At 43.5% G+C, this 20,349-nt stretch carries 17 protein-coding genes; 6 read left to right on the forward strand and 11 right to left on the reverse strand.

Annotated features, from left to right (window positions below):
• Entirely contained in the window at positions 1 to 1,107 is a 1,107-nt protein-coding gene (locus tag ACTXGK_RS26255; protein ID WP_443517586.1) for a polysaccharide biosynthesis/export family protein, read from the reverse strand.
• A gap of 530 nt (positions 1,108 to 1,637) precedes the next feature.
• Between ACTXGK_RS26255 and rluB the strand changes: the two genes are divergently transcribed.
• On the forward strand, positions 1,638 to 2,564 hold the full coding sequence (gene rluB, locus ACTXGK_RS26260) for a 23S rRNA pseudouridine(2605) synthase RluB (protein WP_443517585.1): 927 nt from the start codon (positions 1,638 to 1,640) through the stop codon (positions 2,562 to 2,564).
• A 141-nt stretch (positions 2,565 to 2,705) separates the two neighbouring features.
• Here rluB and ACTXGK_RS26265 read toward each other — a convergent pair whose 3' ends face one another.
• The 3 genes from ACTXGK_RS26265 to ACTXGK_RS26275 form a co-directional block, all read right to left on the reverse strand.
• Entirely contained in the window at positions 2,706 to 3,257 is a 552-nt protein-coding gene (locus ACTXGK_RS26265; RefSeq protein ID WP_443517584.1) for a hypothetical protein, read from the reverse strand.
• A gap of 53 nt (positions 3,258 to 3,310) precedes the next feature.
• Positions 3,311 to 3,979: a hypothetical protein gene (locus ACTXGK_RS26270; RefSeq protein ID WP_443517583.1), complete on the reverse strand. Its 669-nt coding sequence runs from the start codon at positions 3,977 to 3,979 to the stop codon at positions 3,311 to 3,313.
• A gap of 206 nt (positions 3,980 to 4,185) precedes the next feature.
• Positions 4,186 to 4,986: a hypothetical protein gene (locus ACTXGK_RS26275; RefSeq protein ID WP_443517582.1), complete on the reverse strand. Its 801-nt coding sequence runs from the start codon at positions 4,984 to 4,986 to the stop codon at positions 4,186 to 4,188.
• Positions 4,987 to 5,114: 128 nt separating this feature from the next.
• Between ACTXGK_RS26275 and ACTXGK_RS26280 the strand changes: the two genes are divergently transcribed.
• Positions 5,115 to 5,717, forward strand: coding sequence for a LysE/ArgO family amino acid transporter (locus ACTXGK_RS26280; protein WP_371530980.1), 603 nt, complete (start codon positions 5,115 to 5,117; stop codon positions 5,715 to 5,717).
• A gap of 117 nt (positions 5,718 to 5,834) precedes the next feature.
• Here the strand turns inward: ACTXGK_RS26280 and ACTXGK_RS26285 are convergent, their stop codons facing one another.
• From ACTXGK_RS26285 to ACTXGK_RS26295, 3 genes are all read right to left on the reverse strand, one after another.
• The gene (locus ACTXGK_RS26285) at positions 5,835 to 6,476 is read right to left on the reverse strand and encodes a MarC family protein (protein ID WP_201602473.1); all 642 of its coding nucleotides are present in this window, start codon (positions 6,474 to 6,476) and stop codon (positions 5,835 to 5,837) included.
• Positions 6,477 to 6,707: 231 nt separating this feature from the next.
• Complete coding sequence (gene nadC / locus ACTXGK_RS26290) at positions 6,708 to 7,568, reverse strand: carboxylating nicotinate-nucleotide diphosphorylase (RefSeq protein ID WP_443517581.1); 861 nt, start codon at positions 7,566 to 7,568, stop codon at positions 6,708 to 6,710.
• Between the two features lie 188 nt (positions 7,569 to 7,756).
• On the reverse strand, positions 7,757 to 8,788 hold the full coding sequence (locus tag ACTXGK_RS26295; protein ID WP_443517580.1) for an NUDIX hydrolase: 1,032 nt from the start codon (positions 8,786 to 8,788) through the stop codon (positions 7,757 to 7,759).
• A gap of 368 nt (positions 8,789 to 9,156) precedes the next feature.
• Here ACTXGK_RS26295 and nadA point away from each other — a divergent pair, with 368 nt between their 5' ends.
• The 3 genes from nadA to ACTXGK_RS26310 all read left to right on the forward strand — a co-directional run bounded on the left by nadA (position 9,157) and on the right by ACTXGK_RS26310 (position 13,249).
• Positions 9,157 to 10,296, forward strand: coding sequence for a quinolinate synthase NadA (gene nadA, locus ACTXGK_RS26300; RefSeq protein ID WP_443517579.1), 1,140 nt, complete (start codon positions 9,157 to 9,159; stop codon positions 10,294 to 10,296).
• An 82-nt stretch (positions 10,297 to 10,378) separates the two neighbouring features.
• Positions 10,379 to 12,256, forward strand: coding sequence for an L-aspartate oxidase (nadB, locus tag ACTXGK_RS26305; RefSeq protein WP_443517578.1), 1,878 nt, complete (start codon positions 10,379 to 10,381; stop codon positions 12,254 to 12,256).
• 99 nt (positions 12,257 to 12,355) lie between these two features.
• A complete protein-coding gene (locus ACTXGK_RS26310) occupies positions 12,356 to 13,249 on the forward strand; it encodes a phosphatidate cytidylyltransferase (protein ID WP_443517577.1) in 894 nt (297 codons plus the stop codon).
• A gap of 26 nt (positions 13,250 to 13,275) precedes the next feature.
• On the opposite strand, the gene ACTXGK_RS26315 is transcribed toward ACTXGK_RS26310, so the two are convergent.
• From ACTXGK_RS26315 to ACTXGK_RS26325, 3 genes are read right to left on the reverse strand one after another with little or no spacing between them, the layout of a single operon-like run.
• A complete protein-coding gene (locus tag ACTXGK_RS26315; RefSeq protein ID WP_443517576.1) occupies positions 13,276 to 14,091 on the reverse strand; it encodes an SDR family NAD(P)-dependent oxidoreductase in 816 nt (271 codons plus the stop codon).
• Positions 14,088 to 15,290, reverse strand: a complete 1,203-nt coding sequence (locus ACTXGK_RS26320) for a patatin-like phospholipase family protein (protein WP_443517575.1) — start codon at positions 15,288 to 15,290, stop codon at positions 14,088 to 14,090. The genes ACTXGK_RS26315 and ACTXGK_RS26320 overlap by 4 nt, the downstream gene beginning before the upstream one ends.
• Positions 15,291 to 15,293: 3 nt before the next feature.
• Positions 15,294 to 17,990 (reverse strand): alpha/beta fold hydrolase, encoded by a 2,697-nt coding sequence (locus ACTXGK_RS26325; protein ID WP_443517574.1) that lies wholly within the window; start codon positions 17,988 to 17,990, stop codon positions 15,294 to 15,296.
• Positions 17,991 to 18,199: 209 nt separating this feature from the next.
• Between ACTXGK_RS26325 and ACTXGK_RS26330 the strand changes: the two genes are divergently transcribed.
• Positions 18,200 to 19,111 (forward strand): LysO family transporter, encoded by a 912-nt coding sequence (locus ACTXGK_RS26330; protein WP_443517573.1) that lies wholly within the window; start codon positions 18,200 to 18,202, stop codon positions 19,109 to 19,111.
• 5 nt (positions 19,112 to 19,116) lie between these two features.
• Here ACTXGK_RS26330 and ACTXGK_RS26335 read toward each other — a convergent pair whose 3' ends face one another.
• Positions 19,117 to 20,319 (reverse strand): PIN domain-containing protein, encoded by a 1,203-nt coding sequence (locus tag ACTXGK_RS26335; RefSeq protein WP_443517572.1) that lies wholly within the window; start codon positions 20,317 to 20,319, stop codon positions 19,117 to 19,119.
• Positions 20,320 to 20,349 lie beyond the last annotated feature (30 nt).

Genomic DNA, 20,349 nt, shown 5'->3' on the forward strand with positions numbered 1-20,349 from the left:
CTATAAACCTGAAAAAGATCTAAGCGCTGTCGTAGAAGGTAGTAGAGCGCTAATAACACGATTCCAGCGTGTAAGACCCGTTGGGTCAACATAGACAATATCATTAGGATACATCTCAAAACGATTAGCAAGTGCAAAGCTAGTAACTGTCTGCATATCTACATAATAAATATCAGTTGCTCTTGTATGAAGATTGTCACGAACGACGTATATCTTGGCCGCGTTTGCAGTATTAGAATTGAGACCTTTAGATTCACCTAAAACTTGTGCCAAGCTGATGCCTTGCTCTAAGATAGGTACTGGCTCCACTTGTCCAAACTCTCCTAAAACATATACCTTATTACGTTCTTGGCTATTGACATGAACAGAGTCACCATCTTGCAAATAAATCTGGTTAGCAGAAGCACCCATCTGTCGTAACGACTGTAATCCTATATTATAGCTTGTGCCTTTACGGTTCAGCACAACATTATTTGAATCACCCGTAGGCGTTGCACCACCTGCCATAGAAATTGCCCCGTATAGAGAAACGGGTACGTCAGCAATAGGAAACTCACCAGGCTGCTTAACTTCACCATCTATAAAAAACTTGTTACCACGATAATTAATAATTTTTACTTGCGGATCTGGATACTTAAGATAGCGCTGAAGTCGACTTTGTAAGTTCGCTGTAAATTGTGGCACACTCATACCGCTAGCTTTTATACGACCAATAAGCGGGAACTGAATAAACCCTTGCTGATCTATAGGAAAACCAGATGCATATGGGTTAGATGCACTACTGCTGGTCAAAGGTGGCGCTATCTCAGGATAACCTACCAGCGTAATACCCAAAATATCTCCTTTAGAAATACGGTAATCCAATTGGCCAGAAGTATTAATCAAACGTATTAAATCACTACTCGGTATAACTGTTTTTTTCGGTGGTAATGTCGCAAGAGTGAGAGGCTGGACGTTAAAGTTAATGCCATTACTTGCAGTGAAGGAACCACTTGGTGGCAACTCGCCAGCTTGAAGTCCAGCATTGATGGTTGTCGTAGCACAGCCGTAAAGCATAGTGCTAGCTAGTAAACATGCTGTACTTAATAGCTTAGTTGCCTGTTTCATATAGGAGAGCCTTATTAACCAATACAATCACACAAATTATTAAAAACGACTTTATGATAGTACTTTAACTTTCTGTCTTTAACAAAAATAATCGGCATCATAACATAAGTTATCTATTATGCAGTAATGTTCTTATTGATTGATACAAAAAGATATTTTCATCTTAATTACTCCGTATTAGATATAAATTTTGTTTATCAATTATCGTTGCATATATTACATATATTAATAACTGATTAAATTTATATTAAATTCTTACACTTCTATGTTGCTGCATATGTACTACTGCCTAAAAGACATTAGGTATTCTCAGTAAAGATACGCAAAATTTTGTTCAGGTTGGTTTGAGTACAGTTGCGAGGCATATAAGTCAAAGAAATAAGTCAAAAAATACAGTATAAGCAGTCTTTTACTAGTATAATGCTGCTCACAGTAAATAATGCATTTTCTTATCTATTATAATTTGGTACAAACAATTGTTAATCATTATACATTGAGAAATGTAAACCCACCGACTCAAGGACATTAAGATGAAAGATGAAAAATTACAGAAAGCACTAGCCCGTATGGGACTTGGTTCACGTCGCCAAATGGAAGAAGTGATTAAAGCAGGTCGCGTATCTGTTAATAACGGTCCAGCAACGATTGGTGACCGTGTTACGCCAGGCGATGAGATTCGTGTGGATGGTCGTCAGATAAAATATACTGCCGAAAATGAGAAGCGTCGCCGAGTGATCGCTTATTACAAGCCTGAAGGTGAAGTCTGCTCAGCCAAAGATCCAGAAGGTCGTCCGACTGTATTTGAGCGCTTGCCAAAGCTCACTCATGATCGCTGGGTCATGGTTGGACGTTTGGATATCAATTCAACTGGCTTACTATTATTTACCAATGATGGTGAGATGGCGCATCGTCTAATGCATCCTTCTAGCGAAGTGACACGTGAATATGCTGTTCGTGTGCTGGGTGAAGTAACTCCTGATATCGCCCGCACCTTGACTGCTGGTGTCATGTTAGAAGACGGCATGGCACAGTTTGACGATATCAAAGAAGGCGGCGGTGAAGGCGTTAATAAGTGGTATCACGTCCAGCTCAAAGAAGGCCGTAACCGTGAGGTACGCCGTTTGTTTGAGTCACAAGGTCTGAAAGTTAGCCGCCTATTGCGTACACGCTACGGTACAATTGCCTTACCAAAAGAGTTACGTACAGGTCGTTTCTTAGAGCTCGATAAAAAAGAGATCAATACGTTGACCGATTTGGTGAGCTTACGCCCACGTTATGGCACAGGTCTACATGGCGCAGCTAAAGAGAAGCAAGAGCGTATCAGAAACAAGCCGCTTAAAGCGCGTCGTACGGACAATCGTAACGACAACCGCAACAGCAGCGCGAAGCCTAAAAGTAGTGCTAGCCCTGCCAGCCGCGGCACGCGTAATACTCGTGACCGCAACGATAAGCGCTAATTCAATTTATTTAACATTATTCTAAGTTTTTGATAGATTTAGAATAAACATAAAAAAAGCGGTCAATGACTATTTATCATTGACCGCTTTTTTTGTGTCTCTTTTACAGGCGTCACAGTTACTCATTATAAAAATAACGGCTCAGCTATCGTGGCTATTAATATAATGCTCCATGACTCGCAGCTCTTTTAGCTGCTCCTCGTCCATTTGTGACAGTAGTCTATCCAAACGCTGTTCGATGTTATCTAAAACACTTTGCAATAACTCACTAGCTTCTAACCTCTTTTCACTATTCTCATTAGTGACATACATATTTGTTAATTGATAGTGGGTAGCTAGCATTTCGGGTAACCGAGTTTGCAGCATTTTGTTCAATACAAACTGCGCTTCTGTTATAGCAGGAGTTTTATGTTGAGCTTGTAATGCTGCCTGATAAGCTTGATAGCTACTCACTTTGTTATCGATACGCTTTAATTGCCGTAGCTGCTGATCTGACAAGCTTTTTAAGTGCTTTTTATTCAAGTTAAGCTGTTGCCAACTTAACGTAGCCAGTGACAATGGCGCATGATCATCTTGATATATCAGCACACCTGGAGTAATACCGACCGCTTTGTGCAACGCATGCCAGCCTTTTTTACCCAAATAAAAGGTCGTGATGGTGGTCACAATGCCAATTCCTATCAATATACTCATAACTGTTTGCTACTTATCGCTTAATTCTGTGTATGACTACTTATCGTTGGTATTTATAGTTTAATATCTTCTGCTACTGGATTTTTCACATCCGTGCTACTCGAAGTAGGTGACTCAATAGCCTCTGTTTTCTTACTGAGATTACTCAACGGCTGCATTGTTGAATCTATATTTGGATGATCAAAGCGTGTTTGCAGATAGCGATTGGTTGCGAGCAGTTTTTGCCCATCTTGATGGTATGAGGCATTGAGTAGATCATCAAACTGGGTATTGATCGTTTTAAGTACTTCTAACAATGCTTCTTTACCAGTGACATCTGAATGCTTAATTTTGGTGGTATCGGCACGCGCCCCATCCGCCACATCTAAGTCATGCAAGCGGCGATAATCGGCTACTGCTTGTGGTACATGTCGATCCATCAGATTTTGGATCATAATATAAGTTTCAGTGACAGTATCTTTATCATCAATTTTACCGTCATTATTGGTATCACCATAAATCAAGCGGAGTTTTCTGCCTTTTCGATTGATTTGCTCAAGTGCAGTTTTAACATCAACTGGCAAGCTCTTTTCTGGTATATAGCCCAGTTGTGGCATGGCAGTATATTCCAGCATTTTGGGCGCGGTGACTTTCTTAATACCACGATACCCCAGATATAACCCAGCGGCCGGCAGCACTCCGTATAGTACAAACATCACTAACATAGCAGTCACTTGGGTCATCAGGTTGTCCTTATTGTTTGACAGAATAGTTTGGCAAATTTCTTATTATTTTAATCAGTATTTTAAGCTAGGCGATTTTGGTGTCGCCAGCTTTATTGCTTAGCACTGCTTTTATTAAACAAAAAAATAAGGCTCTATTAAAGCCCTATATTGTTATACATTGAGTCTGTTGTGTTTTTGGATAATCTTTTATTTTGTAAAAGGCGCTAGCTTTGCGTGCGACTCTTGACATAACGATGGGTTGAGGCAAGACGATTTAAAACGGTTTGATGCAGCTCATCCAATAGCTCATCAAGCTCATAATCGATTTCTAAAAACAAATCTGTCAGCATATCGCCTGCGGTCATCTTGCCTTGTACCATATTGTTTTTGGTGCGATGCGGACTAAAGCGCTGTAGCTGCTCATAATGATGTAGGGCCTCAGGGATACTTTCGGACACGAGCTTGTCAATGACAAACTGGCGCTCATTATGTTGCTGCTGCTGTTGCTCGTTTAGCTCACTACTCCACTCACGATAACGTTTTAGCTTACCATTGATACGATCTAATATCGCAACGGCTTCGATAGGCATCGCATTTAGGGTGGCCTCATCGACCACATCAACAAGCTCAGTCATAATCGGACAACGTCCATGTTTGAGATACCATAAAGTATCGGGGTCAAAAGGCGGTCTATTGGTCGGGCGCATGTGCGCACGATTGGATAAATAGCGATCAGTCAACGGGGTTGATGAGCGAATATCGTTCACTTGTGCCAGTGCATCACGTATACGGTCTACTCGCTCAGGTGGCGTTAATGCAGCACGCTCGTGATTTGATTGAGTGCCGTCATTATTATGATGGATATCAACATTATCAATATTGTCATTCAAATTACGATTAACACCCATCTCCTGCGCATTGTTGGCAGCTAACGTTGGTAGGTCATCTTGAGCTTGCCCAAATGACTTTAGCATTCTTGTCAAACTGACTACCATGACTTGCTCTGCCCCTCGTCTAGTACACACACATTGTGCTCGTATTGCATACGTTCATTCAATAGCGTATCTTAACAGGTTTTTGCTGACCTGCCAGTACGCAAAGTGTCAACATTCCTACTCTCGACTTTCACTCTTTAGATGCTAAGCGCCTTGTTATGAATGCTTCTGATTATATTTCTGGTTTCCTGCTTGGATTATCACTCATCATTGCCATCGGCTCACAAAATGCCTTTGTACTTAAACAAGGCCTCAAGCGCGAGCACATATTTTTTGTTTGTCTGTTTTGTGCGGTAAGCGATGCGCTATTAATATCAGCGGGCGTTGGTGGATTTGGTGCGGTCACCGCACGCTATCCGCATGTGGTAGATATCGCAAAAATAGCAGGCGTTTTATTTTTATTAGGCTACGGCTTACAGAGTCTGTATGCCAGCGTACGCGTATCACACGCTTTGAACGTTGATGGGCAAGTAGTGACCAGCTTAAAAAAAGCGCTACTACTCTGCTTTGGTTTCACTTGGCTAAATCCACATGTCTACTTAGATACATTGGTGCTCGTTGGGATGGTTTCAACAGGCGCAAGTAGCAAACTCACCTTTGCCGTTGGGGCAATTAGCGCGTCATTCTTTTTCTTCTTTGCCCTAGGTTATGGCGCACGCTTGCTGAGACCTCTATTTGCGAAGCCAAAAGCTTGGAATATACTGGATGCGTTGGTAGGGTTGCTGATGCTGTATCTGGCTTGGCATCTATACCAAAGCTAAAAAATGCTAGGCGTCAAATCTAGATAAATTAAGAGGCCATTATCAGCTATCTGATAAGGCCTGTTAATTCAATTATTAGGATTTTAAGTGCTCAATATTAGAGACAGAATAAATAGCTTAGATTAAAGCAGGAAACAGTGTGCGCAGACCGCTAACGATAATCTCGATAGACACGGCTGCCAATAGCATACCCATGATTCGGCTCATAATATTCAGACCAGTATCACCCAACAAGCGACTGATACGACCAGCTGCCATCAATGCCAGATAGCAAAATAGACTAATGAAGAGACCAGCAATGATGATGGCAGATACCTGCAAAATTCCTGAGACTTGTGATGAATAAATAATAACGGTAGAAATACCACCTGGCCCAATCATCATCGGTATCGCAAGGGGAACGACTGCTGAGGCCATCGTCGGCGGTGCATCTTGCACATGGTCGACATCGAAGTTCTCTTGATCAGGCTTAACAGGGTTGCCTTCACCGTTCATCATATTTAGTGAAATCAAGAACACCAATATACCACCAGCCAGCTGAAACGAGCCAATAGAGATACCTAGTGCTTTTAGTAAGGTCTCACCCGCCACCGTAAAAAAACTAATCGTGATAAAAATGGTCAGACAAGCAACACGCGCAACTTTGCGTCGATTGTTCATCGAATAGCCGCGAGTCAAATCCAAGAACAACGTCAATGCGCTAAATGGATTGATCAATACCATAAAGGCTAGGATTATCTTGATAATTTCAGTATTCACTGAGCGCTCGCTTGTCTATTGATACCGCTTGTGCAAAAAGATAAGGCCATCGTGCGAGTGCGACGATGACCCAATAGGCAATTCATAATAGCATTGTAACATAGGCAGATAAGCGAGTTAAATCATTAACTTTGCTCGATTACCCTCCTATGTCATCTTGGCGAAAAATCCAGCGAATATAAAGCAAATATAAAAAGCGGCGGCTTAGATGAAGCTGAAATAATTGATGGCCTATGCACTAAAATCTAAGCCAATATCCAAAGCGGTAGTACTGTGCGTTAGGTAGCCCATCGCAATAAAATCGACTCCCGTACTGGCAGCTGCTTGCACCGTTTCTGGTGTAATACCACCAGATGCTTCAGTCTTTGCGCGACCTTTACACATAGCTACCGCTTGCGATAAGACTTCTGGCGACATATTGTCTAGCAATACCAAACTCACACCCGCCTCTAATGCCTGCTCTAACTGCTCTAGTGTATCTACTTCAACCTCAATAGGAATCAGATGCCCAGCAAAATGTTGTGCTTGCTCGATAGCGGTCTTTATGTCACCAGCAATGGCGATATGATTGTCTTTGATTAAAATCGCATCGTCCAAACCCAAACGATGATTGCGACCACCACCGCAGCGTACCGCGTATTTTTGTACAATGCGCAGACCTGGGATGGTCTTACGCGTACAAGTAATTTGTGCCGGATACTGTGCCACGCTATCGACAATCTGGCGGGTCGCTGTCGCAATACCGCTAAGATGCGTCATGAAGTTCAATGCTGTACGTTCTGCTGTCAATAAGTGACGTGCGTTACCTTTTACAGTAGCTAGTACTGCCTCAGCGGCGACTGTTTCACCATCCTGTACTTGAGCCACAAACTCAATTTTTGCATCAACTAAGGCAAAAGATAAACGCGCCAAATCCATACCGCATATTACACCTGATTGCCGCGCCTTAATTTGCAGTTGTGCTTGCATATCTGCTGGGATAGTGGCTTGCGAGGTGACATCACCACGCCTGCCCAAATCTTCCGCTAGCGCATCTTCTACCAAGGGTTTAAGCAATACGTCATCCAATGCTGGCTCTTTTTCAATTGTCATGTTTGACCCTCATGTAGGCGTAATATGGATAAATAGACATGATATGAATAAAAACGTCTAAATATTTAAACTCAAAATGAGCATAAATATAACGTAAAGTTGACCCTCCTGCAAGGGAAGTGAAAAAGTTTTTATTAAGCAAGTCGATTTCTATATGAAATTGACCTAGCTGTATTTGTTAATAGTCACTATTTGCGCTTAGGAAGTTTACTGTCCATCAATAAGCTTTGTAGCTCTATATCATGGCGAAAACGATAGAGCTTGGCAGGGCGACCACGCTGAGCATTACTACTCTCTCCTGTCTCCGTCACGAGATTCTGTGATTCAAGCAAACGCCGAAAATTTTGTTTGTGCAAGCGTATGCCTGATAATGCCTCAACACTATGCTGTAACTGCGATAAAGTAAACACGTCAGGTATCAATCCAAAGATAAGCGGTCGATATTCAATCTTGGCGCGCAGTCTTGAAATAGCAGTGGCAATCACACGGCGATGATCGTAATACATTGGTATGCCGATACGCTGAGACCAGTCGCTTGGCAGCTCAACCGTTTGGTAATTGGGTGGATAATTAGGCGCTTCAGGTATCAGTCCTGCCTCATACAGCATCTCGTAGCGTAGCAGCACATGCTCTGCGATCCATTCTCTGCTTTCATCAGTCTTATCGACAACTGACTCAGTTTCTATGAACTCTCTATCTGTCAAAAACCCTTCGCTTAGTCCCCAGCACAGACCAATGCGTTGACGCCTACGTTGCTCGATAATTGAGTCTTCAGCGGTACTTGCCCACTCCAATAGCACAGGGATGATAAAATCCATAATGATACTAGGCATACCATCTAGATGGTTCTCCCATGGGAAATAATCATACCAATCTCGCCACAGCGCTTTGCTTTGAAGCGCCTGTGTTTGCGTCTCTTGCACTAGGCCCAAATAGCTAACATAGACGAGCGCATGACCATCAATATTACGTCTATTGGTATCGACAAAGGTATATAGCTGCTCCAAATAACCAAGTGGCTGCTGCGTCTGCTCTTCTACCCATTGACGCACGCCAGCTTGCAGCGAGCGATGTAGCGGCATCAGTGGACCATTTGGCAATAGCTTACCTTGGTCAACGGTTAGGACACGAGCGATATGATCGGTAATCGCGACCAATACAGCGACCACTTCTGTTGTGCCGCTACCTTGCTGGTGCGCATGTGAATAAGACAACGTCATAGTTTTGGGGATTATCCTGTCTCTTTAAAATGGCATGAAAGGGTTCTCAAGGCTGATAGTAATGGTACGCCTCAAATCTAAAACAGTATAACGTGAATCTTGAAATATCATAGTCTGGCGTTGTAATCATAAAGCATCAAAATCAATAGCTAAACGTTAGCTTCTGTATAAAGACAAACTAAAAATGCAGATCATTTGGTTAAATCACAGGTAATGAACATAGCTGTACTTAATCAACAGATATACAAAAAACACTTGTATTTATGCTCAAAATGAGCATAATTAAAAAAACGAATTGATTTTATTTAGCCAAACATCTTGTTTTAGCACACACATTTATCACTATAGCGCCAACAGAGGTTGCCATTATGAAGATTTATCCTTACGACGCACCCATTATGAGTACCGACAATCGCATCGCCACTCAGATGAACATCGAATATGCCAGAGCAAAAATGCCAGCAGACTTGCCTCGTGCTGAACGCATTGTGGTTGAAGAAAACATCAAAAAATTATTAAAAGATAATAACGCCGTACTGGTGGCACATTACTACGTTGATCCTTTTATCCAAGACTTGGCCCTCGCGACAGGTGGCTGTGTCGGTGATTCGCTTGAGATGGCACGATTTGGACAAGCCCATAGCGCCCAGACGCTAGTCGTCGCTGGCGTGCGCTTTATGGGTGAATCGGCAAAGATTTTAAGTATGGAAAAAACCGTACTCATGCCAGATTTGGAAGCAGAATGTTCGCTCGATTTGGGCTGCCCAGCTGATGAGTTTTCCGCATTTTGTGATGCCCACCCTGAGCGTACCGTCGTCGTCTACGCCAATACCAGTGCAGCGGTAAAAGCGCGCGCCGACTGGGTCGTGACCTCGTCTGTCGGTATTGACATCGTCCGTCATTTGCATGCGCAAGGTGAGCCGATCATTTGGGGGCCTGACCGTCATTTGGGCAAATACATCGCTCGTGAGACGGGTGCAGATATGCTGCTTTGGCAAGGATCTTGCCTTGTACATAATGAGTTTAAAGCCACTGAGTTGCTGCAATTAAAAGCCGAACATCCAGAAGCCAAGGTCTTGGTACATCCTGAGTCGCCCGATAGCGTGGTTGAACTCGCTGATGTCGTCGGCTCAACCAGTAAACTGTTGCAATCAACGTATGAGATGGATGCTGACACCTTTATCGTCGCGACTGACCTAGGCATATTGCATGAAATGCAAAAACGCTCACCGAACAAACGCTTTTTGGCAGCGCCTACCGCTGGTGAAAGCGCGAGCTGTAAGAGCTGTGCGTTTTGTCCTTGGATGGCGATGAATGGCCTAAAAGGTATCGAGCAATGCTTGACCAATAACAGCGGTGAGGTACTAATGACGCCTGAGCTTGCCGCCGCTGCTAGAAAACCTTTGCAACGCATGCTTGATTTTGCTGAATCACAAAAGCAACGTGTGGCGGCCAGTGGCGATATCGTCCAAGACCGTGCATTGTTTGCCAATGTTGGGGCAGCCTAGCATGAGTAAGCCGCACTCAGCCAATCAAACCCGCACCACCATTCCTGATAACCGTATTTCTGATAACTATAGGAGTAGTCACATGAGCCATATCATAAACACTGACGTCCTTATCATTGGTGCTGGACTGGCAGGCTTGAGTACAGCGTTATCGCTACCGAAGTCGCTGAATATCACGGTTTTGAGCAAAGCGGCGCTTGAGGTTTGCTCAAGTCATTATGCCCAAGGCGGTATTGCTGCCAGCTTAGACAAAGATGACTCTGTGTCTGATCATGTTGCTGATACCTTAGTGGCTGGTGCAGGGCTTTGCACACCTGACAATACTGCCAGTATTTTGGGTGCAGGACAACAAGCGGTTCAATGGCTATGTACGCAAGGTGTCCCTTTTACGCAAAATTCACCTAAAGTTTTGGGTAATACAAACGCACAGGACTTCTCTCAGTTACAGACCTGCGACTTGCATTTAACGAAAGAAGGCGGTCATAGCTGTAGACGCGTGGCACATGCAGATGATGCGACGGGGCGACACGTGATGGGCGCATTGACCATCAAAGCGCAAGCTGCTACCAATATCACTATCTTGCCTTATCATGAAGCGCTTAAGTTACTGACAATTCCTGCGATTGGTTTTCAATATCTTGGCAATACAGATGCTAAGCATTGCCGAGGGGCGCTTGTCTTTGATCATATCAATGGACGCCCGCTCACCTTTCATAGTCGTGCAGTCGTATTGGCTAGTGGTGGATTGGGTCAATTATTTAAGCGTGCCAGCGCGCCGAACGTCTGCGTCGGTGATGGCGTGATGATGGCATGGCAAGCAGGCTGCCGCTTGGCAAACTTGGAGTTTATTCAGTTTCACCCAACAGGCTTAGCGCTAGATGACAGCAGCTTTTTGATATCTGAAGCACTGCGCGGTGAAGGGGGACGATTATATTGTCCGCAAACGGGGGGCCGCTTTATGTTGAACGTGGACGCCCGTGCTGAATTGGCACCGCGCGATATCGTCGCTCGGGCGATAGCCGCGCAGATTGATAACAATGGGCTTAGCTACGTGCATCTTGATGTCAGTCACTTGCCTGCTAACTTTGTAAAAGCGCATTTCCCGCAGATTTACCAAACGCTATTAACGCTCGGAATTGATATCACGACAGATCCTATTCCAGTGGCCCCGACTGCGCATTATAGTTGTGGCGGTGTGGTGACTGATGCCAATGGATTGACGGACGTCCTAGGACTTTATGCGGCTGGTGAAGTCGCTTATACAGGGCTACATGGGGCGAACCGTTTGGCAAGTAACTCACTGTTGGAGTGCGTGGTGGTTGGTCGTAATATTGCAGCCCACCTACCTCAGTATTTAGAACGTTTAGAACACTTAGAAGAGATAAATGGTGACATTTATTATGAGGCAGCTCAATCAGCTACTACTGTTTGGTCAGCGCCAATTCTTACAAATACGCAGCCTATAATCTTACCTGCCTTTATACTTGCAGAACCCAAGTGTGATAATACCAACAAACGATTCAGCACTGATATTAATCTGGCAAAAACTGACATTGTAAAAATAACCTCAGAACTAAAATCGCTCATGACGGCCAACATGGGTATCACCCGTAGCGCCAGTCAATTAGAGCAGGCACTAACCCAAATACAAAAGTGGCAAGATTCGCTTGCCAGTACTGAGCTTGGACAACCAGATATCATTAAAAATGACAGCCCTACGAGCATAAATGAGCTGGCATATTTTCAATTAGCTAGGCAGCTTGAATTAGCGACCTTAATCATCCAGTCTGCCTATCAGCGTTTTGAAAGTCGTGGTGGGCATTATCGCCTTGATTATCCAAATCTAGCGGCTACTTCTCGGACAAGTGTGGTTGAGCCGCTAAAAAAATTCACACTTGAGTCATTCATTAATATTATAGAAGAAGAGAAGACACCTATTCCTATTATAGAAAGCACTTAAGTCTACTAAAAGCAGTATCTAACTCTATAGTTAAAGAGGTATTTAAGCTATCATTACAGATAGGCTTTAAATATCCTCTACTATTTGAGTGTTAAAGGTATGGCTGCTGACATTTTGTTTGTGATTGCCCTGATGATGGTCGTCAGTTTGGTTTGGGGCGCACTTGCCATTCCTTATCTACGCAAACGTTTACCGAAAATATACTTAATTGCGCGCTCTTGGTGGCTGATGTTAGCGACGCTATGCACGTGTTATGTGATTGCAAAGATAGCGAACGACAACCAAAGCGCCAATTATCAAGCGCATCCTTATCAATGGCTGATTGTTTTATTCTTTATCTTAATCGGTTTACGCGGTGGCTATGAGATCAAACGCCTGTGGTGTCTGCGCAGTAGAGAAACCCTTATTCAGAAACTCCGAGCACGCGGTTTGCAGCCAGACTCTCTACGCTGTTCTAATGCCTCCTTGGACGCTACGCAAAACTATACGCGGCTTAACTTTTTAGATCTGCTATTCAGCATTGTCTTTGCCTCCCTAATAATTAGCCTGATCGCTTTACAGCAATTGACGTGGCAACGCGAACAATACGGTGTATTGCTCTTCGTACTATTTGCCAGTCAGTTTAATGATATTGCTCAATATCTATGTGGGCGATTGCTGGGGCGCAAACTGTTTCAACGAGGACTCGCTCCAACGATTAGCCCAAATAAGAGCATTGAAGGTGCTGTCTTTGGCAGTTTTTTTGCCGCGATATTGGCAGCGTTATTGGGTCTTTGGCTCACCCCTTTTAACGGCTGGGTCTGTCTGTTAGCTGCCTATGGCTTGGCAGTCAGCGGTATTTTTGGCGATCTATTAGAATCAGCGTTTAAACGTCAGCATGGGGTGAAAGATACGGGAACTATGCTCGCTGGACATGGTGGCGTATTAGATAGGATAGACAGCTTGCTCATCGGTGTCCCATTATTTACCCTGTTTTACTGGCTACTTGGTTAACTATACTCACAGTACGGATAGCAACATTATCTGGTTTTATCTAATTTGCTACGTAATAGCCAATTGAGTACAGGCTTAGGCAAATGATTTAAGACGCTCGTGATATATCGCATCGAACGTGGAAATATTGCCAACTCTACATCATCATCAATCGCTTGCATGACATGACTGACTGCTGTTTGCGTACTCATGATAAATGGCTTATGACTGGCATCACCGTTATTTAAGTCGCGTAATGCTTGGGTGTCGATATAGCCTGAGGCAATGGCATTCACTTGAATATCATGAGAAGCAAGTGCCGCTCGATACGCGCTGGCAGTCGCAATCATCGCGCGTTTGCTTTTTGCATATAGACTGGCATAAGGATAATCCATTGTCCCTGCGATAGAAGCGATACAGACAAGGCTTGGTCTAACATTCTTAGTGACATGGAGCGACTGGTTTTGCTGCTTTAATTGACTGCTTGCCCATCTAAAAACCTGCTCAAACGCCTGTAAATTAATCGCTAGCATTTGATTGCTGTCGGCTTGGTTCAACTGATGAACACGCTCATTAGTATAACTGCCAGCACTATAGATCAGCCTTTGAAATCTAATACCCGACAAACTGTCCAACAACGCTTGTGTCTGACTCTGATCGGTCAAGTCGCATGCATAGGTCACGATAGTAGGATATTGGCTGTTGATATCGGCTATCTTTGCCGCATTACTTCCTACAACGCTCACTTGCCAGCCAAGCGTTTGATGGTGCAGCGCCAATGCCAGGCCAAGACCACTTGTACCACCAACAACGATAATATGCGGTGTGTTGTTCATATGACTAGATAACTTAGCGTGTTTCATAGGCCATGCTGCTGTATGTAACCGGTCGTACGTTGGTAGCCGTACTGCCATTGCGCCTGCATTTGCTGCACAAAGCCATCATAGTCACTATGTATGAGCTCAACGGTCATTTGTTTTAGGTTAAAACGCTTTTGCACATTTTGCCCTTTCAGTTGCTGCGCGTTATCTGCGAATGGCAGCCAATGTAGCTGATGGTTTTTACTAGTAGTATGCGATGGCTCTTTCATTGGATTATAACCATGCACTTGTGCCAACCGGTCATTGGGGTCAAAGCCAAAAACACGCTGAATCGCTGGGGCAGCAAGCCATAAATCATAACCTGCTTTGGTCTCGGCAAATACCGTCTCAGCCAACTGACAAGCCAGCTCAATCGGTGTGAGATTAATCACGCCACCCAAGCACCAGCCAAGCTCTGTGATATGCGTGGGCGGTAGATAATACATATCAGCCATAGAAGCGCGAACCACTGAGGCAAAATCCCATTGAGTTTGTACTTTCACAGACGGGTGTATGCGCCCGTTTGCAAATATATGCGCAGGTGACGTCATTTGCTCGTCGGCCAGACCTGATGCAAAATTTGGCAAATTTGCTAAGCGCGGCGGCACAAACAATAACTCTTGCAGTGTTAGTGTTGTATTAAACAAATCATCAGCAGGCGCTTGATACAGGCGGCTAGCAATGATAGCTATCTCTGGTGACAAGTTATGAGCAGCGCTATTATCGTCGCTACCATTATTGTTACTAATAGCAAACTGCGACAATTCATCGAGCCACTCTGCCTCGTTATCGATACGAAACATCGCCAACTGCTGTAGCTCCTCCAACAGTCGCTCGTAGCTGTCTGCTTGCTGCTGACGTTGTCCATTGTCTCGCAACTTTGATAACCGCCAACGTTTGAGTGCGCTCGTCATATAGCGTAGCTTTAGACGTCTACTGGCTTCATCTGGCGCGACATGTCTGATGGCAGTGATGACACGATACAACTCACGGCTGCACATGAGTTCCTGCAAGTGCTCAGGATCAGGCGCAAGTTGTACTAAGTAAGCAGACAGACTACCACCGCAAGTACCGACGATAATGTCTGGCGCTAAGTCATGAGACACTAAGGCTGCATAGCTACCCAAATAATAACCAAAGCGTGAGCCACCACCTGAAAAAAGCTGCACACGCTCATAAGGCTTGACCCGCTCATTATTCATCTATCACTCATCATCAGTTTGTGCGGTTTTAATCGCTAATGATACGGTAAAGATACCAAAGCGATCGATACGCATCGTGACTTTTTTAAAGCCTGCACGCTCAACCAGTTGATCCATTTCTGCTTGCGAGCGACAACGCATGACCCAACTGCTACCGCGGTGATTGTTCAATGTTTTACTGATAAACTCCTGCTCAGGATGCCAAGGTTGATTGGTATAAATCAAATAACCGCCCGATTTTAGGCTATTATAAATGCCAGCCAATGCCGTCGCTGGTAATGTATTGTCAGAGAACAACTCAAACAACCCAGAAGCGATAGCGATATCAAATGTTGTCGTATCCGTACTGGTATCTTTCGTTCGTACATTGACATAACTGGCAGGATCAAAGGCATCTTTTTTGCTTATCACTACCCTACTAGCCATTGCTAGTTGCTCTGCTTTTGCTTGCAGTGCTTCGATATTATGCATCTCATAATCACGCAGCTCAGCATGCAAATCTGCAAACTCTGTCAGTAGATCAAACGCATAAAAACCATGCCCACTCGCGATATCTAACATTTTTGGTTGGTACGGTTTACTACTGCTTTGATTGTTATCTTCAATATCTGCAAGTGCTAAGCGTGCCAATTCTAATATATGCTCACGACGAATACGAATGCCCTGCCAGCCAATATTATTTAAATAGAATTTATCGACTGCCTGTCCAAATTTGTTCTGACCGCTGGGCTGATTGTAATAGACATGATCCAGCGAATGACCAGAATCAAACCCATGCTCCAGCCCTGTGGCAATCGCAGCGCTGACATGACCGAATTTCTGCATCGCAAAACGGGTAATCGCAAAGTTTGGATTGAATGGTTTAATCGCTAAACGATCCACTTTATCTTTACTGGTGCTGTTTAAATGAGCGGTACTCAAATCAGGTGCTTGTACTTGTGTGCTAAATACCTGCTCGGCAAACTCAATACAGTCTGCGAATACGTCGGCTTTATTGGTTTCATGAAAAATCGCATGATAGCTATCTGGGTATAACTGCCAGCGTTTCGTCGAGGTATTAATCGCTTCATAAAATGTCCGCTCAGCCTGCTTATTGACCACATAATCCTTACCCGCGCATAAGACAAACGTCGGTACGGTAATGGCACCTGCATCATCGAGCAAGCGCTGACCCGTCGCATGAGTGTCGATGAGCAAGTCGGTCGAGATACTATTAGAGATTAACGGATCCGCATTATAGGCTTGCTGCGCGTCTTTATCATGGGTCAGTACTTGTGCTTTGACATAGCTGCTGACACGTGACATCAGACCTAGCGTACGCGCTACCTTGAGCGATGGTATGGCAAAAGGCATATACAGACGAATACTGAGCGCAGGCGTACCCAATATCATCCCGCGAATATTGGGCGCATAATCATGTACCCATGCTGCTGCCAATACCGCGCCAATACTACTGGCGACAATCAGCGTGTCTTCGATAGCGATGCCAGTTTGTCCCATGACCAATTGCACAAAACCGTCTAAATCGCGCTCAAGCTCTGTGACGCTCTCAGCATGATCTTTGATACCGCCTGAGCGACCATTGCCGCGTGCATCCCAAGCAAATACTTGATAGCCCGCTTTTGCAAATTGCTCTCCTAGCTCTGCCAATCGTCCCGAGTGCTCATGACCTCGATGTAATAAAATAACTTGGCGTAACGGCTGACAGGCTTCTTTTATCTCCTCTAAAGGCATCGTTAGCCAATAGCGATAATAAATAGCCGTGCCATCATAAGCGTTATAGCAGCTTTCACCATTGATGATTTTCTGCTCAGGAACATGAATATCGTCGGTCATATCCTTTTGTACATTTTTAGGTTTTGTAGTAGCAGATGGCATTGTTTTGGACTCCAAAAAGGAAGCTTGAGTAGCAGAATTTGACATAGAAAAGTTAGAAACAGAGCCGTCAGTAGATAAGGTATCAGCTTGAATAGAATCGTTATGGCAGATCATAAGAGGAGATAATTTGTCTGACCGACATACAGGCGGGTTACGCATCAAGTATAACGCTGCCATATAGCGCAGTCGATTGAGGCAAGTCTTTAGTAACAAGGCCTCTGTCAGTATAAGAAATTGTCCCATTCTGGGATGAGACCATGATATCGGTGCTTTAATACCCATAACCGCACCAAGCGCACCCAGTACAAAAGCACGGTCGCTTTTACCCAAAGGCCCTTGATTGGCACGGTTGCCTAAAACTGCACTACTGGCTATACCCAATAATTCGGTGCTGATACTAAGCGCGATCAAACTAAAAATGTGCTGCTGGTTATTTGTGTGCTGATGAGCTGATAAACTGATTACTGACGCATCACTTTTCTGGTCAGCGACATGAGGTAACAGACTCGCTAACAACGCCGTATCGGCAACGATATCACCTACTTCATTCAGTATTGCGCCTAGTGTTGACGCTTGATTATGTTCACGCGCCATCATACCGTCGATGGCATTGAGCGCCATACGTACAAATAATGAAGATGGTAATAAGAGCCATAATTTTTGTTTTTCGACGGCGGGCTTGGCAACCACATATGCCGTACCCACGCTTAACAGTGCAGCAGATACTGTTACTTGGTTGGCAGTAACATTTTGCTCAACCAATGCATTACTTATCGGGCGAAGCTGATCTTGAAAGTGAGATTTGAGCTGGTATAGCGACATAATGCTAGCCAAATATTGTCAGTGCCTTAATGTATCAATAAAATTTTGTTTGGTAAAGAATTATAGCGCCTTAAGCTATTACTGATCGAGAATCCACGCCTGATAATTTTCTATACATCCTCGTTGCCCATGTCAGTATTGCTAAGCTGATATGCTACAATCGCAAACTTCTTAAAATATCTTGTTAAAAATGCTGCGAGCCGATCACCATGCAAAGCTTAATTACCCTCGTTTTGGTCTTGATGCCAATGTTTATTGGCTTTGCCATTCCCTCTAACCCAAACTTGACCAAACTTGCCGATAAAGGCTTATCTTATTTGGTATACCTTATCTTGGCATTGATCGGTATTGAGCTATCACAGGTAGAAGGGCTGGGTAATCAAGTTGGCGAAATTGCCCTGTATGTGACCGTCTTATCTATATTGACGATTGGTACAGGATTGTTTGCACTTATGGTGTTTGACCGCGTACGACCATGGCATGCCAAAAAACCAAGCGTCAAATCTAAAGAGCATCGCGTTAGTATTCGGGGCAGCTTAGCACAGGTCGTTTGTGTGGTGATTGGGATGGTAATTGGTTACTTCTTGCCTGCTGATTATATGCCGCCTGAAAACTCTATGACCGTCATGCTGATGATTTTGATTTTGTTGGTCGGTATTGGCTTAAAGGGTTCAGGCATTACACTAAAAGAAGTCATGCTCAACAAACGCGGCGTCGAGATGAGCATTATCTTTACGCTGTCGGTGTTGGTTGGTGGGCTTGTGTTTGCTTTGCTGTTCTCAGATGTGTCATGGACGAAAGGCTTGGCAATGGCATCAGGGTTTGGTTGGTATTCGCTATCAGCGATTGTCATGACCGATGCTTACGGCGCGGTATGGGGCAGTGTCGCGCTATTTAATGATTTGGTGCGAGAGTTTTTTGCCTTACTATTTATCCCTGTATTTATGCGTAAATATCCTTCTGCTGCGGTCGGGCTTGGCGGTGCGACCAGTTTGGATTTTACCTTGCCTATTATTCAACAGTCAGGTGGACTAAAAGTTGTGCCACTGGCGATCAGTTTTGGCTTTTTGATTAATATTGTCTCGCCCGTACTGATGGTGTTCTTTTCGGCGTTGGGGTAAATTATTTATACCTTATAGCTCAGTTTATTTGTGTTTGATACGATGATAACTTTATTATTAACCATCTGTTGAACAAGCTTATCAATGGCTTTAGCATCTTCGTTGCGTAGATGACTTTTAAGATAATTTACTAAACTTGATTTTTTGGATGGTCGAGTGCCTACAGGTCTATTTTTTATTAAGGCTATTGCACGTTGATATAGCGTAGCAGGAGTTTTGCTTGAACTTACTGTCGCGTCGTCAAAGGATGGGTAATAGATAACTTGATTGTGTTGCTTGATAAATCCTTGCTTTTCTAACCACGTCACAACTAGGCTAACTTGTTTCTCGTTATTCACTTGACGATAACTTGCAAGTTTCTGCTTAATGACGTTATTTAATCCGTCAATTTTTTTAGCTCTGTTTAATACAACTTGGTCCTTCACTAAATCTAATATTCCTTGACTGTCTACTTTATAACTGAGTTTTTCTTCTTTTTCATCAATACTAATGAGTCCTGCTTTGATAAACTTTTCGAAAACTTTCTCAAAAATATAGTCTTGCTCAATACTATTGAAGCTCTCTAGTACTGTCACTGGAACATATTTCTTCATTGAATATAAGAGGTTGGATTTATAGCTCGGTAAAAACACTCTACGATTAACGATGCTATCAAACACTAAGACATAACACTCATGTATAACTGCTTTAGGTACATTATCTTCGATAGTTTGAGTTAGAGACTTTTGATTTTCTATTATGACATTATTGATGTGATCGCATAAAACGCCTTGGTTATCTTCGACGATAAATTGGCTTTTTTCTACATCTGAAGCATTTTTCCCATTTGATTCGTCAGCGACGGTTAGTTGAGAAGCATTTGCTAATCGTACGATATTAATACCATCATAGGCGCTATTAAGATGCTCAACCAAGATATCATAACCACTGTCTCTTGCTAAAATACAAACATCAGCCTTAGGATCAATTTCAGAAATTTTGCCAAGATAAAAAGATAAGTAAAAATCTAAGGCATTTTTTCCTGCGTGCTGCATTCTAATGATATGAACGCTTTCGTTATCAAATTCGAGCAAAGTCTCAACCAACTCAAGTGGTAGACTCTTCTGCTGATTAACACCCAAGAACAACCATACATGGCAATCTTTTGTCTCTATATCATCAAAGCTTTTAGGCTGAATGTTTTCATAATCAATTAAAATATGCTTCATCAAAATATTCTTATCATTTAGTAAAAGTTA

The organism is Psychrobacter sp. T6-5 (genome assembly GCF_052258485.2).
In the GTDB taxonomy this organism is placed as follows: Bacteria; Pseudomonadota; Gammaproteobacteria; order Pseudomonadales; family Moraxellaceae; genus Psychrobacter.

What these genes read in the sequence shown, in the direction of transcription:
- ACTXGK_RS26255 (WP_443517586.1), bottom strand. Translation starts at nt 1,107, where the DNA reads ATGAAACAGGCAACTAAGCTATTAAGTACAGCATGTTTACTAGCTAGC.
- rluB (WP_443517585.1), top strand. Translation starts at nt 1,638, where the DNA reads ATGAAAGATGAAAAATTACAGAAAGCACTAGCCCGTATGGGACTTGGT.
- ACTXGK_RS26265 (WP_443517584.1), bottom strand. Translation starts at nt 3,257, where the DNA reads ATGAGTATATTGATAGGAATTGGCATTGTGACCACCATCACGACCTTT.
- ACTXGK_RS26270 (WP_443517583.1), bottom strand. Translation starts at nt 3,979, where the DNA reads ATGACCCAAGTGACTGCTATGTTAGTGATGTTTGTACTATACGGAGTG.
- ACTXGK_RS26280 (WP_371530980.1), top strand. Translation starts at nt 5,115, where the DNA reads ATGAATGCTTCTGATTATATTTCTGGTTTCCTGCTTGGATTATCACTC.
- nadC (WP_443517581.1), bottom strand. Translation starts at nt 7,568, where the DNA reads ATGACAATTGAAAAAGAGCCAGCATTGGATGACGTATTGCTTAAACCC.
- ACTXGK_RS26295 (WP_443517580.1), bottom strand. Translation starts at nt 8,788, where the DNA reads ATGACGTTGTCTTATTCACATGCGCACCAGCAAGGTAGCGGCACAACA.
- nadA (WP_443517579.1), top strand. Translation starts at nt 9,157, where the DNA reads ATGAAGATTTATCCTTACGACGCACCCATTATGAGTACCGACAATCGC.
- nadB (WP_443517578.1), top strand. Translation starts at nt 10,379, where the DNA reads ATGAGCCATATCATAAACACTGACGTCCTTATCATTGGTGCTGGACTG.
- ACTXGK_RS26310 (WP_443517577.1), top strand. Translation starts at nt 12,356, where the DNA reads ATGGCTGCTGACATTTTGTTTGTGATTGCCCTGATGATGGTCGTCAGT.
- ACTXGK_RS26315 (WP_443517576.1), bottom strand. Translation starts at nt 14,091, where the DNA reads ATGAAACACGCTAAGTTATCTAGTCATATGAACAACACACCGCATATT.
- ACTXGK_RS26320 (WP_443517575.1), bottom strand. Translation starts at nt 15,290, where the DNA reads ATGAATAATGAGCGGGTCAAGCCTTATGAGCGTGTGCAGCTTTTTTCA.
- ACTXGK_RS26325 (WP_443517574.1), bottom strand. Translation starts at nt 17,990, where the DNA reads ATGTCGCTATACCAGCTCAAATCTCACTTTCAAGATCAGCTTCGCCCG.
- ACTXGK_RS26330 (WP_443517573.1), top strand. Translation starts at nt 18,200, where the DNA reads ATGCAAAGCTTAATTACCCTCGTTTTGGTCTTGATGCCAATGTTTATT.
- ACTXGK_RS26335 (WP_443517572.1), bottom strand. Translation starts at nt 20,319, where the DNA reads ATGAAGCATATTTTAATTGATTATGAAAACATTCAGCCTAAAAGCTTT.